This is a genomic window from Bacillus sp. MMSF_3353 (genome assembly GCF_030733445.1).
In the GTDB taxonomy this organism is placed as follows: Bacteria; Bacillota; Bacilli; order Bacillales; family Bacillaceae_G; genus Bacillus_A; species Bacillus_A wiedmannii.
This window is the reverse complement of the sequence record NZ_JASHJA010000015.1, coordinates 1-13,299: the sequence shown is the minus strand read 5'-3', so window position 1 is coordinate 13,299 and position 13,299 is coordinate 1. Positions and strand designations below refer to the sequence as shown.

The window sequence follows — 13,299 nt, the reverse complement described above, 5'->3', positions numbered from 1 at the left end:
GAAGGGGAGCTGGTTAAGGAAATATTATTTAACAAAGCGTTTTTCGATATCATCTAATAGTAGGTTAGCAGCCATTACACCACCAGCTGTATTCCAAATAACGTCGTCAACTTTGTATGCTGTACCATTTTTTACTGCATTTAAATTTTTAAATAGAGGATCATTGATATATTCTTTTTCTAATTCAGAGCCTTTTTTCTCGTTTCCTTTGTCGAATGTGAAGTAGAATAATACATCACCATCCATTGCTGAAATACGTTCTTTAGACACGTTACGCTCTGCAAAGTCGTCTTTATTTTGGTCACCAGGGCGTTTAAATCCAAGCTCTTTTAAAATAACACCAGAGAATGTATCACCATGATAAATACGAACATCACCAGGCATGAAGCGAACCATAGAGATTTCTTGATTTACTTTATCGCCTAGTTTAGCTTTTAAATCTTTCATACTTTTATCGTAATCAGCTAAAACCTTTTGACCTTCTTTTTCTTTATTTAATGCTTTTGCATAAAATTTGAAGTTATCTTTCCATTCACCACGTAGCGTCTCAGAGAACACAGTAGGTGCAATTGCTGTTAGTTGCTCGTACACTTTTTCGTGACGCATTTTGTTACCGATAATTAAGTCTGGTTTTAAAGAAGCGATTGTTTCCACGTTCACTTGTCCTTCATCACCAACAACTTTTACATCTTTCATTTTATCTTTAATATGTGGATACCATGGATCCCCAGTCCAAGATTTTACAGCCCCAACTGGTTTCACACCTAGTTCAAGTAAAGCTTCAGTTCCTTCATTTGTTAAAATGACTACACGTTTTGGATTAGCAGGAACTTCTGTTTTACCCATTGCGTGTTCCACCGTAATCATTTCTTTTTTTGTATCTTCTTTTGTTTCCTCTTTCGTATTTGATTTTCCACAAGCACTTAAAAGTAATGAAAAGGCTAGTAAAAATACAAATACTGTAAACGATTTCTTTCGTGTTAAATTCATTATGTACCCCCTACATACTGAGAAGTTTTTTCAATAGCAAGCATGATATTAAGCTTTTATCTTTTGATTGTCAATACATATCAATGAAAATAGTTCTCATTATCGTTGACAATGAGAATTAAGTTGAAATACACTTACAACGTATCATTATACATTGAAGGGGAAACGCTGCATGTTATTAAAAACAAATCAAGCAAAATGGATTGGATTATTTGTTGGAATCATTGCAGTCATTATTTGTATTTGGGGAAGTATTATTTTCGGATATACAAATACGAGCTGGAAATTAGCGTTAGATGCTTTTTTTCATTTTAATGGTTCCAATGAACATATTATTATTCAAAATGTGCGTTTACCAAGGGCATTAATTGCAGCTAGTGTTGGTGCTAGTTTAGCCATTGCCGGTTGTCTTATGCAAACTTTAACGAAGAATCCACTTGCTTCTCCAGATTTTATTGGATTAAATTCAGGTGCTGCTTTCTTCATAGTGGTAGCAATTGTTATTTTTTCCGTGACATCATTATCAGCTTTCACGTGGATTGCCTTTTTAGGGGCAGCAATTGCAGCTGTGCTTGTATTTGCTTCTAGTTCTTTAGGAAAAGAAGGGACGACGCCTCTTAAGTTAACGTTAGCAGGGGTCGCAATTAGTGCGTTATTTTCATCATTAACGCAAGGATTACTTGTGTTAAATGAAAAAGCGCTTGAAGAAGTACTGTTTTGGCTTGCCGGATCTGTGCAAGGAAGAAAGTTAGAAATTTTACAATCTGTATTCCCATATTTATTAGTAGGCTGGATCGCATCTCTTATGATGGCAGGGAAAGTAAATACATTAATGATGGGGGAAGACGTTGCAAAAGGCCTTGGACAAAGAACGATTTTAATGAAATCATTCGTACTATTTATTATTGTCCTGTTGTCTGGTGGTTCAGTTGCAGTCGCTGGTCCGATTGGATTTATTGGTATTGTTACTCCGCATTTTGCCAGATTTCTTGTTGGAGTAGATCACAGGTGGAGAGTACCGTATAGCGGATTGTTAGGTGCAATACTATTAATCTTAGCTGATATAGCAGCAAGATATGTCATTATGCCACAAGAAGTACCAGTAGGGGTTATGACAGCGTTTATCGGGGCACCATTCTTTATTTATATTGCACGTAAGAGAGGGCTTAGCAAATGAAGAAGTATATTCCGTTTCGTATAGGAAAAGGCGGGCTCTCGTTTTTAATGTATAAACGAGCTTGTCTCGTCTTATTCAGTTTACTAGTTGTTTTAATAGGATTATTTTTTGCAAGTGCAGGTATGGGAGACATGAAAATTGCCCCTTATGATGTATGGCAAGCGATTACTGGAAATGGCGATGCGATGTCAAATATGGTTGTAAACAAGTTTCGTATGCCGCGTATTTTGATTGCCATCCTTGTAGGAATTGCACTTGCTGTAGCAGGATGTATTTTACAGGGTCTCGTTCGAAATCCACTGGCTTCTCCTGATATCATCGGGATTACAGGTGGTGCAAGTGTTGCAGTTGTATTATTTTTAGCTATATTCAGTGATAAAAATAATGCGCTAACCGTAAGCATTCATTATATGCCGTTAGCAGCCTTCGCTGGGGCAACGATTGTAGCGCTTTTTGTATATTTATTTGCATGGAGAAATGACGGATTATCACCGATTAGTCTTGTTTTAATTGGTGTTGGTTTTTGGGCATTAACGAAAGCGGCAACGACTTTGTTTATGTTGTTAGCGCCTATTTATCAAGCGAGTCAAGCGAATGTATGGATTACAGGTACTGTTTACGGTTCTTCATGGCAAAACGTTATGGTGCTTGCGCCGTGGGTTCTCGTTTTAACGGTAATATCATTTATAGCTGCTAGACATTTAAATGCGCAAGAGCTAGGGGATGATATTGCGGTAGGGCTTGGTGTTCCTTTAACGAAGTCACGCGTATTCATGTTATTACTTAGTACAGCTTTAATTGGTGGAGCAGTTGCCTTTGCCGGAGGAATTGGATTTGTCGGTTTAATGGCACCTCACATTTCACGAAGACTAGTTGGTTCTTTATACGGTGCATTACTCCCAGTTGCAGCAATTGTTGGTGCAATTTTAGTGCTCGCAGCAGATTTAATTGGGCGTACAGTTTTCACACCACTTGAAATTCCAGCAGGGGTATTTACGTCAGCAATTGGTGCACCTTATTTTATTTATTTACTTTATAAAAGTCGGAATTCATAAAGGGAGATGAATATGCAAAAAGCATTGGAGACGAAACGTTTGACGTTGTCTTATGGTGAAACAATTATTATTGATGAGTTGAATTTAGAAATTCCAAAAGGCGAAATTACAATCTTTATCGGTTCTAACGGTTGCGGGAAATCAACTTTATTACGTTCACTAGCTAGATTGTTAAAGCCAACAACGGGTGACATTTTGTTAGATAATCAAGCCATTCAAAGTATGCAAACGAAGCAAATCGCTCGTCAAATGGCAATTTTACCACAAGGACCGCAAGCGCCAGAAGGACTTACAGTATTGCAGCTTGTAAAGCAAGGACGTTATCCATATCAAACATGGCTGAAGCAATGGTCAGAAAAAGATGAAGAAATGGTACAAAGAGCACTTGCAGCAACAGGTATGACAGAATTTGCTGAGCGTGATGTGCATGCTCTTTCAGGTGGACAACGTCAACGTGCTTGGATTGCAATGACGCTTGCACAAGATACAGATATTATTTTACTGGATGAGCCTACTACATATTTAGATATGACTCACCAAATTGAAGTGCTAGATTTATTATTCGAATTAAATGAAACAGAACAAAGAACAATTGTTATGGTATTACACGATTTAAATTTAGCATGCCGTTATGCAGACAATATTGTTGCCATTCAAGATAAACAAATATATGCACAAGGTAAGCCGGAAGAAGTAGTGGATGAGAAGCTAGTACGTGATGTGTTCCGAATGGAATGTCAAATTAGTACGGATCCGTTATTTGGGACGCCACTTTGTATTCCGCATGGAAAAGGAAGACGTGTACGTAAAGAGGTTGCTCAGGCAATGAGATAATAAAAAAGTCGATGATGATTCATCGTCTTTTTTATTTTTCGCAAGAGAATAGTAGGAAGAGGGGAATTCGTAAACGTCGTTCATATTCTTCTTCGCTCTGAAAATAAGTTTGATTTGGTGTAGCTTCTTTTATATTTGTAATCGTAAATCCAGCTTGTTGTAATAATGTAAAATATTCTTCCGTTGTACGATGATATTTAATAACTTCTTGATCAATCCAAGGTTCAACGCGTTTTCCCATTTTAAAATAATCATCGACGAGCCAGCTTGTTCTTTTTCCGCTCGTTTGCAAGCTTTCAAATGAAGAAGTAATAACAGGGTGTTGAACACTAAAAGTAAAGGTTCCATTTGTTTTTAAAGCTTCGTACACATTTTGAAAAATGATAGGAAGATGTTCAATATAATGTAAGGCGAGTCTAGACGTTACTAAATCAAAAGTAGAAGGAGGGTATGTGTAGTCTTTGAGGTTTAAACAATGGACGGTTCCATTTTTATTTTCTAGTTGTTTTTTAGCTTTTTCATACATAAGTTCGGAGCCTTCAATACCAGTGTAAGAGTGGCAGCCATTCTCTAATAATTCCTCGCCAAACTTGGCGTCACCGCAGCCTAAATCGAGGATTTTCTTTCCTTTCACATCACCAATGAGTTGAAAGAAGGCTGGCTTTTCAAGTGATTCATTTGGGCTATTTTCTCGGTATCTTCGTTTCATATATTGTTCAAAAAATGCTTCGTTATTATATACATCAGATTCAGTAAATGCCATGATTGAAGCCCCCTTAAATATTTTTTTTATTCTACCAAATATGAAAAGTAAATGATAGATTTCTTGTAATGAATCATATATAATCTAGAATTGTAAGCGGTTACTTTAAACTATTTTTCTATAATAAATTCTAAAAACGTGTTAAGCTAGTAGAGGGATTATTAGAACTATTAAGACAATAATCCGCTTACATGAACGATGGGAGGCTTCACAATGTCTAGTAAAACACTTGCAAAATTTTTAGAAGAAAATTTAGAGGATTTAAAATCAAAGGGGCTTTATAACGTAATTGATCCGCTTGAGAGTTCAAATGGACCGATCATTACAATTGGCGGAAAAGAATATATTAACTTATCTTCAAACAACTATCTTGGATTAGCAACAGATAGCCGTTTGCAAGAAGCAGCAATTGGTGCAATTCATAAGTACGGCGTTGGAGCAGGAGCTGTTCGTACAATTAACGGTACTTTAGATTTGCATATTAAATTAGAAGAGACAATTGCAAAGTTTAAACATACAGAAGCAGCAATTGCTTACCAATCAGGATTTAACTGTAATATGGCAGCGATTTCAGCCGTTATGGATAAAAATGATGCGATTCTTTCAGACGAATTAAACCATGCTTCTATTATTGATGGTAGTCGTTTATCAAGAGCGAAAATCATCGTTTATAAACATTCTGATATGGAAGATTTACGCCAAAAAGCAATCGCAGCGAAAGAATCAGGTCTTTACAATAAATTAATGGTAATTACAGACGGTGTCTTCTCAATGGATGGAGATGTTGCAAAATTACCAGAGATTGTTGAGATTGCAGAAGAATTAGATTTAATGACATATGTAGACGATGCACACGGTTCAGGTGTACTTGGAAAAGGTGCAGGAACTGTAAAGCATTTCGGTCTATCTGATAAAGTTGATTTCCAAATTGGTACATTATCAAAAGCAATTGGGGTAATTGGTGGATATGTAGCAGGGAAACAAAACTTAATTGACTGGTTAAAAGTTCGTTCACGTCCATTCTTATTCTCCACAGCATTAACACCAGCTGATGCAGCTGCATGTATGCGATCAATTGAAATTTTAATGGAAAGCACAGAGTTACATGATCGTCTCTGGGAAAATGGCCGCTATTTAAAACAAGGGTTAAAAGAACTTGGCTTTAACATTGGAGAAAGTGAAACGCCAATTACACCTTGTATTATTGGTGACGAAGTATTAACACAAGAATTTAGTAAACGTCTAAATGAAGAAGGCGTATATGCAAAATCTATCGTGTTCCCAACTGTAGCTAAAGGAACAGGACGCGTTCGTAATATGCCTACAGCAGCTCATACGAAAGAAATGTTAGATGAAGCAATTCGTAAGTATGAAAAAGTAGGAAAAGAAATGGGCATCATTTAAGTAACGACATCTTTTGAATAGCTTGCAAATGAGGAGTGGGGAAAATGAAAAAAATTCTAGTAACCGGTTCTTTAGGGCAAATTGGTTCTGAATTAGTAATGAAACTTCGTGATGTATACGGTGCATCAAATGTTATTGCAACAGATATTCGTGAAACAGATAGTGAAGTAGTAACGTCTGGTCCATTTGAAACGTTAGATGTAACAGATGGACAAAAACTACATGATATCGCAAAGCGTAATGAAGTAGATACAATTATTCATTTAGCAGCTTTACTTTCAGCAACAGCAGAAAAAAATCCGTTATTTGCTTGGAATTTAAATATGGGTGGACTTGTAAATGCATTAGAAGCAGCTCGTGAATTAAACTGTAAGTTTTTCACGCCAAGTTCTATCGGTGCATTCGGTCCATCAACACCGAAAGATAATACGCCACAAGATACAATTCAGCGTCCTACTACGATGTATGGGGTAAACAAAGTAGCAGGAGAATTACTATGTGATTATTATCATCAAAAGTTTGGCGTTGATACGCGCGGTGTACGTTTCCCTGGTTTAATTTCTTACGTAGCTCCTCCAGGAGGCGGAACAACTGATTATGCGGTTGAAATTTATTATGAGGCGATTAAAAAAGGCACATACACCTCATACATTGCAGAAGGAACATACATGGATATGATGTATATGCCAGATGCTTTACAAGCGATCATTTCATTAATGGAAGCTGATCCAAGTAAACTTGTGCATAGAAACGCGTTCAATATTACAGCAATGAGCTTTGAGCCAGAGCAAATCGCAGCATCAATTCGTAAACACATCCCGACGTTTACAATGGATTACGCTGTAGATCCTGCTCGTCAAACAATCGCTGATAGCTGGCCAAACTCTATTGATGCAACAGCAGCAATGAAAGAGTGGGGCTTTAAAGCAGAATACGATTTAGACAAAATGACAACTGACATGTTGGCTAAGTTAAAAAAAAAGCTCACAGCTGAGTTAGTGATGAATTAATAGGAAGGGTCGATTCTTAGGAATCGACCCTTTTATTTGTATTTTAGGAATATACAAATAATTACAAGTGTGATAGAATAAGTTAATTTGTGCATAAAGGGGAGAGAAACAATGGAGAAATGGGAGTTAGCAAAGGGAATTTATAATACGTCACGTTTAACAGGAACATTTAAACTTCGATCAGGACAAGTATCAAATCAATACTTTGATAAGTACTTATTTGAATCTAATCCAGTACTGTTATTAGAAATTGCTAAACAGTTGAAAGAGCTCATTCCCCCTGATACAGAAGTACTCGCAGGTTTAGAAATGGGAGGAATTCCAGTAGCAACAGCATTATCTTTACAAACAGGTATACCAGTTGTATTTGTAAGAAAAGAAGCGAAGAAGTACGGTACATGTAAGTTAGCAGAAGGCGTTAATATTGCTGGGAAAAATGTTTGTGTTGTTGAGGATGTTATTACGACAGGTGGTCAAATATTATTAAGTACGAAAGATTTAAGAGAACTAGGTGCGAAAGTACATCATGTTCTAGGTGTAATTGAACGAACGAAAGAGGGAAAAGACAACTTATTAGAAGATGGCTTACAACTACATTCTTTATTTACAATGGATGAGTTAATTGAAGGAGAAAAGCAACATGCAAAGAGTTGACGTCGTATATGCACTAATACATGATGAAGAAACAGATAAAATATTAATGGTACATAATATAGAACAAAACGTTTGGTCACTGCCGGGTGGGGCTGTTGAAAAAGGTGAAATATTAGAGGAAGCACTAATAAGAGAAGTGAAAGAAGAGACAGGTTTAACTGCCGTGGCAGGTGGACTTGTTGCGATCAATGAAAAATTCTTTGAAGAATCAGGGAATCATGCGATACTTTTTACATTCCGAGCAAATGTAGTAAAAGGTGAACTGATTGCGGGAGATGAAGAAGAAATTTCTGCAATAGAGTGGGTGAATCGAACGATCGCAAATGAACGATTTCCATTCTACGATGGCGGATTCGAGGCATTATTAGAAGTAGCCATTCCATATAAGTTTCAATCAGAAACAAAGTGATTGAAAGAAAAAACAGGAGCGACAACGCTCCTGTTTTTCTATTCAATCGTCTTCAGTAGTAACTTTTTCAATAGTGGTTTAATCTTCAGACGTAAATCTTCAGCATGATTTGCAACTAAGAAGTGATGGTTATAAATGTTCTTCATTAATTGATAAGTGGCTTCTTTCGCTTCGCCTTCTTCGATGAAGATTCCGATTACTTCCATACCACTTTTACGAGCAAGTTTGACAGCTTCATGTGTATCTAAAATACCGTCTTGTTGATAGTCTAGCGCAGAAGGCTCACCGTCTGTAAAGACAAGTAAGAATTTATGTTTTTCTGGTCTTTTTGCAAGCTTTTCAGAAACGATACGAATAATATATCCGTCGCGGTTATCTTCTTCTTCGCGAAGCTGCATAATTTCTGGACCGACGTTTGGTAACGTTGAGTTTTTATACGTTACAACTTCATGGATAACGTTTGGTTTATCCTCAGGCTTAGCACTAGAAGCATCTTCCCAAAATCCACTAATGGCGTGCGGGATTTTTAAAGATTTCAATGCTTCATGGAATAGGACCACACTCTTTTTCGTTTCTTCCATTTTGTTATACATAGAACCAGAGCAGTCCACTAGTAGTTGGAATGCAACGTCAAGTTCTTGTGATTCTTGTCCTTTTTTATAAAACATGCGCGGCTGCTTTTCAGTATAAATACGAAGGAATTTCTTACGAAGTCTTCCGTAATATTTATCACTATTTGCATTCGTTTTATTTTCAATCGTTTTTTCGATAATTTTCTTTAATTCTTTTACATCTTTATTAACGACTGATTTGATAGCTTGGTAATCCTTTTTTTCATCAGGATTTGATTTGCGAGCTTCTTTAAATATATGAGAAGCACCAACGTTATACTTACCGTATGCACCCTCGTTTTGGCTAGAAGCGTGTGAAGCTCTTGCTTCTTCTGTATCAGCGCCATCAAAGTTGGATTGTGTACTTTTTTGAGAAGTACCTTGTACAGAACCAAGTGCTTGGTCGCCATCTTCTGATTCACGAGCAGTATCGCCCATCATGTTTGTTTTTGTTCCGCTTTCTAATTCAAAGCGTAAAAAATTCTCGTTTTCGTTATTTTTATTTTCACGATGCCATGTGGAGAAACTTTCATCCATTTTGTTTTTATTTTCATCGTCATCTATGAGCTGCGTATCATCATTTGCTAAATCTTCGACGCGACAGTTCTTTTCGTCTGCAATGACAGATAAATAAAGCGGAGCATGTCCGAAATAATTATTAAGCATATCACTTTCAAGAAGTCCTTCTAAACGATAGCGAATTTTTTCAACGATATACATAATATCTTCTGTATTACGAGCTTGGAATGTTTCATGCAAAATTGCTTCAATTTGCTCGAAATATTCATTATTAAACATTTCATATTTATCGCTCGTTAATGAAAGATAGCAGAGACAAAATAGACGATCACCGTGATAGTTACGAACACGATTGATTTCATTTTGTGAACCAAAGTAATTGCGATACATTTCTTTTCTTCTTTTAAAAACATGCTTTGTGCCAGGGCGTAAGTTTTTTACGATTTCCTCAACACGTAAATCTTCTAATAGAACAAATAATTGTGTTAAAAACTTTTTTAAGGGTGATTCTTGTAATTCAATCGCATAAGAACGAATTAAAGTCATGTCCGAGTAATGTTTATTACCAAGTGCCTTTAAAAACACTTCGCTTTTTAATCCGATTACTGTATCCTCTTCTTTTCGATCATCCCAAAAGTGACTAATGACAACCTTTTTTTCAATTTCATCGTAGTATGCTTTATAGCCATACTCAAGGTAGGCATCGTCTTCTTTTAGAAGAGCATACATTAAGTTTTCCATTTGTAGAAACAGCGACGCATCAATTTTTTTGTCACTAAAAATTTGTCTCATGAATTATCCCTCAAAGAAATAACTTTCTGCTAATTCACGGACAGTCATTTGTTCTGTTTCATCGTTTAATTTTGCGATAATACTACGTTCAATTGCACGCATAACAGGAATATATACACCTAAATCACATGCGTCGATAATGCCACGAATACTTGCTGCTTCTTCACTTACACGTCCGTCACGAGCTAAAGGCATAAGGTCGCTTGCAAATGCAACGAACTTTTCAATTGTTGCAACATCATTTAATTTTGATTCAGATAGTAATAGTTCTTTTAATGTATCACCTTGAATGTATGGAACTTCAATAATAACGAAACGGTTTTTTAATGCTTCGTTTAGTTCACTTGTTCCAACGTAACCTTCATTAATTGCTGCAATTACACGATACTCGTCATCGCCATATACAACCTCTTGTGTAAATGGATTTGTAATCATTTTACGGTAATCTAATGCACCGTGAAGAAGTGGTAACGTTTCAGGTTTTGCCATATTGATTTCATCAATATATAGGAAATGACCGTTCTTCATTGCTTTCATAAGAGGGCCGTTAACGAATGTAACTTCAGATGCGCCATCTTTCGTTTGTAGTGTGTTGTATCCTAAAATACCTTCTACATCTAGGTCAACAGAACAGTTAATGCTATGCATTGGTTTTTGGAATAAAGAAGAAAGAGTTTCAGCTAGTACTGTTTTACCACTACCAGTCGGCCCTTTTAATAGAATGTTTTTGCCAAGAAGAAGCGCTGTAATAGCATCTTCAATAATGCTGTTATCAGATGCTTTATATATTTTCTTTCCAATTAAATGTGCATTTTCACCAGCTTCTTGTTTATTTTTTTCGTGAATGGTTGAGAGCTGTTGTTTTAAATCAGCATGTATATGAAATTGTTCTAACATGTATTTCCCACCTAACATTATTTTCATAAAGTAATACATCTTATGATAACTTGTTTTAATATGGTATGCAAAGAAAAGGAGAGAGGGGAAATGGAAAAGAAAAAGCAATCAATGTTACATTGATTGCTTACAGTAAAGGAGAAATGAGTCGCATGAAAGACTCTAATATTCGTTTTTTGATACTTCTTTTTTGGAATGCGTTCCATTTAATTTCAGTGGAATGCTTAAAGTCGTCTTCAAAATCATGTTTAATATCATGAACGGTTTCTGATTCATATAGTACGCTAATAAGTTCATAATTTAATTCAAAGCTGCGTACGTCCATATTTGCCGTTCCAATTGTCGCGATCTTATCATCAACGAGTACAATTTTTGCATGCATAAAACCATCTTTATAACTATAAATGGAAGCACCAGCTTTTAAAAGCGGAGTGAAGTAGGACTGAGATGCTTGATCACTAATAATACTATCACTTTTACCAGGATATAAAATGCGTACATCTATGCCAGATATTGCACTTAAACGTAATAATGTTAAAGTTTCTTGATCTGGAATAAAGTAAGGTGTAGCGATCCAAATCGATTTTTTTGCAGATCCCATAACAGCTAATAATGTATTGCGAATGCTTTTATCATCTGAGCTTGGTCCGCTCGCTACAATTTGCACAGCACCTTCTGCATTTGAAATTTCTTTACCTGGGAAGTATTGTCTATTCATAAATTGATCCCAAGAATAAGTATTCAACCCACTAGATGCATAGAGCCAATCCTCTAGAAAGATTGCTTGTAATTTATATAACGCTTTCCCTTCTATTTTTAAATGGCTATCACGCCAAATGGGGAATTTTTTTGAACGACCAAGATATTCATCACCGACGTTGAGTCCACCAGTAAAACCGATTTCTCCATCTACAATAACGATTTTACGGTGGTTACGATAATTGACTGTTTCAAGTAACCAAGCTGAAAAAATAGGGTCAAATTCTACAATTTCGATCCCAGCTTCTTTCATAGGTTTTAAAAAGCGTCTTCTTAAAGTGTTACTTCCGAGTCCATCATAAAGAAAGCGTACAATAACACCAGATTTTGCTTTTTTTATTAAAGCATCTCGAACTTTCGTACCAATCTCATCAGATTTATAAATATAGTATTGAATATGTATGTGATGTTTTGCTTGCTCGATAGCTTGCAAAATTTCTGAGAATGTTTGATCTCCATTTGTTAAAAGTTTTGTCGTCGTTCTATCTGCGGCAGGCCCGCCTCCAAATTTTTGTACGACTTCTGTTAAATGTACAGAACGTTCATGTAAGGGGACTGTGAGTGCTAATTCTAGTCGTCTTCCTTCTAATATTTCACGGAATAATTTTCTTTGTTCTTCTGAACGATGGAGATGTTTTTTTCTTCTCCAACGGCTACGACCGAAAATAGAGTATAAAAGCACCCCTATAACGGGAAGAAGTGCTAATACTAAAAACCACGCTAAGGTGCTTTGAGGAGACCTATTTTCGATGAAAATAACGAATGAAATTCCTATGATTGTGATGGACCAGAGAGCGCCGACAAATGTATATAACGAAATAAATGATGTATTTAATAGGAAAAGAACGATAGATATAATTACAAATATTGATAGTAATTGAACGATAGGCTTCTTCATTTCTATAAAATTCCTCTAATCTTTCTTAAGTATAGACCTCTTATATAAAAAGGTATAATCCGACATTCTTATTATAAAGTGTTTTGTTTTTTTTACAAAATATAGACATTTTCTCCATGCTTTCCGCATTTGTCCTACATACATTATATTGTGACGTTATTATCCAGCTATTTGCTGGTTAATAAACAGTGTAGGAGGGACAAAACCCTTGCCCTTTATATAGGAAAGGGGATAACCATATCATGGATTTGTAGCAGGTGCATGATGAAGACCAGGATATAGTTATCTTTATTACGCGGATTCTTCTTAATTATATAGGTTACTAACAAGGTCCGTACTATCCATACAATACCTATTAAGATGAGAAAATGGAAAAGGAGAGGGGAAACATGAATTATATAGAAAATAACGGATTGTATTATCGTAATCATCATCCTCATGGAGGGCACAACCATAACGGCGGACATCACCATCATGGAGGGCACAATCACTATGATCATCACCACCATCACGGAGGCGGATGGGGC

Annotated in this window: 12 protein-coding genes and 1 pseudogene; 8 read left to right on the top strand and 5 right to left on the bottom strand. The window is 36.2% G+C overall.

Going from position 1 to position 13,299, the window contains the following annotated elements:
- Window positions 1-24: 24 nt before the first annotated feature.
- Window positions 25-990 carry an ABC transporter substrate-binding protein gene (locus RBB48_RS22395; RefSeq protein ID WP_088608959.1) on the bottom strand — a complete coding sequence of 322 codons (966 nt, stop codon included), beginning with the start codon at window positions 988-990 and terminating at the stop codon, window positions 25-27.
- Between the two features lie 172 nt (window positions 991-1,162).
- Between RBB48_RS22395 and RBB48_RS22390 the strand changes: the two genes are divergently transcribed.
- From RBB48_RS22390 to RBB48_RS22380, 3 genes are read left to right on the top strand one after another with little or no spacing between them, the layout of a single operon-like run.
- Window positions 1,163-2,167: a FecCD family ABC transporter permease gene (locus tag RBB48_RS22390; RefSeq protein WP_087983392.1), complete on the top strand. Its 1,005-nt coding sequence runs from the start codon at window positions 1,163-1,165 to the stop codon at window positions 2,165-2,167.
- Entirely contained in the window at window positions 2,164-3,222 is a 1,059-nt protein-coding gene (locus tag RBB48_RS22385) for a FecCD family ABC transporter permease (protein WP_048562868.1), read from the top strand. Before RBB48_RS22390 ends, RBB48_RS22385 begins: the two co-directional genes overlap by 4 nt.
- Before the next feature lie 12 nt (window positions 3,223-3,234).
- Complete coding sequence (locus RBB48_RS22380; RefSeq protein ID WP_060487018.1) at window positions 3,235-4,056, top strand: ABC transporter ATP-binding protein; 822 nt, start codon at window positions 3,235-3,237, stop codon at window positions 4,054-4,056.
- A 31-nt stretch (window positions 4,057-4,087) separates the two neighbouring features.
- On the opposite strand, the gene RBB48_RS22375 is transcribed toward RBB48_RS22380, so the two are convergent.
- Window positions 4,088-4,819, bottom strand: a complete 732-nt coding sequence (locus RBB48_RS22375) for a class I SAM-dependent methyltransferase (protein ID WP_088061833.1) — start codon at window positions 4,817-4,819, stop codon at window positions 4,088-4,090.
- A 213-nt stretch (window positions 4,820-5,032) separates the two neighbouring features.
- Between RBB48_RS22375 and RBB48_RS22370 the strand changes: the two genes are divergently transcribed.
- From RBB48_RS22370 to RBB48_RS22355, 4 genes are all read left to right on the top strand, one after another.
- On the top strand, window positions 5,033-6,223 hold the full coding sequence (locus tag RBB48_RS22370; RefSeq protein ID WP_000095914.1) for a glycine C-acetyltransferase: 1,191 nt from the start codon (window positions 5,033-5,035) through the stop codon (window positions 6,221-6,223).
- 44 nt (window positions 6,224-6,267) lie between these two features.
- Window positions 6,268-7,233 (top strand): L-threonine 3-dehydrogenase, encoded by a 966-nt coding sequence (locus tag RBB48_RS22365; RefSeq protein ID WP_000723139.1) that lies wholly within the window; start codon window positions 6,268-6,270, stop codon window positions 7,231-7,233.
- A gap of 111 nt (window positions 7,234-7,344) precedes the next feature.
- On the top strand, window positions 7,345-7,887 hold the full coding sequence (gene pyrE, locus RBB48_RS22360; RefSeq protein WP_141547135.1) for an orotate phosphoribosyltransferase: 543 nt from the start codon (window positions 7,345-7,347) through the stop codon (window positions 7,885-7,887).
- On the top strand, window positions 7,874-8,296 hold the full coding sequence (locus RBB48_RS22355) for an NUDIX hydrolase (protein ID WP_060487015.1): 423 nt from the start codon (window positions 7,874-7,876) through the stop codon (window positions 8,294-8,296). Before pyrE ends, RBB48_RS22355 begins: the two co-directional genes overlap by 14 nt.
- A 38-nt stretch (window positions 8,297-8,334) precedes the next feature.
- On the opposite strand, the gene RBB48_RS22350 is transcribed toward RBB48_RS22355, so the two are convergent.
- The 3 genes from RBB48_RS22350 to RBB48_RS22340 all read right to left on the bottom strand — a co-directional run bounded on the left by RBB48_RS22350 (window position 8,335) and on the right by RBB48_RS22340 (window position 12,772).
- Window positions 8,335-10,218, bottom strand: a complete 1,884-nt coding sequence (locus RBB48_RS22350) for a vWA domain-containing protein (protein WP_088608964.1) — start codon at window positions 10,216-10,218, stop codon at window positions 8,335-8,337.
- 3 nt (window positions 10,219-10,221) lie between these two features.
- Window positions 10,222-11,115 (bottom strand): ATP-binding protein, encoded by an 894-nt coding sequence (locus RBB48_RS22345; protein WP_000892965.1) that lies wholly within the window; start codon window positions 11,113-11,115, stop codon window positions 10,222-10,224.
- A 127-nt stretch (window positions 11,116-11,242) separates the two neighbouring features.
- On the bottom strand, window positions 11,243-12,772 hold the full coding sequence (locus RBB48_RS22340; RefSeq protein ID WP_060487013.1) for a cardiolipin synthase: 1,530 nt from the start codon (window positions 12,770-12,772) through the stop codon (window positions 11,243-11,245).
- A 368-nt stretch (window positions 12,773-13,140) separates the two neighbouring features.
- Here RBB48_RS22340 and RBB48_RS22335 point away from each other — a divergent pair.
- Window positions 13,141-13,299 (top strand): annotated as a pseudogene (locus tag RBB48_RS22335) (cobalt transporter); the annotation flags it as partial.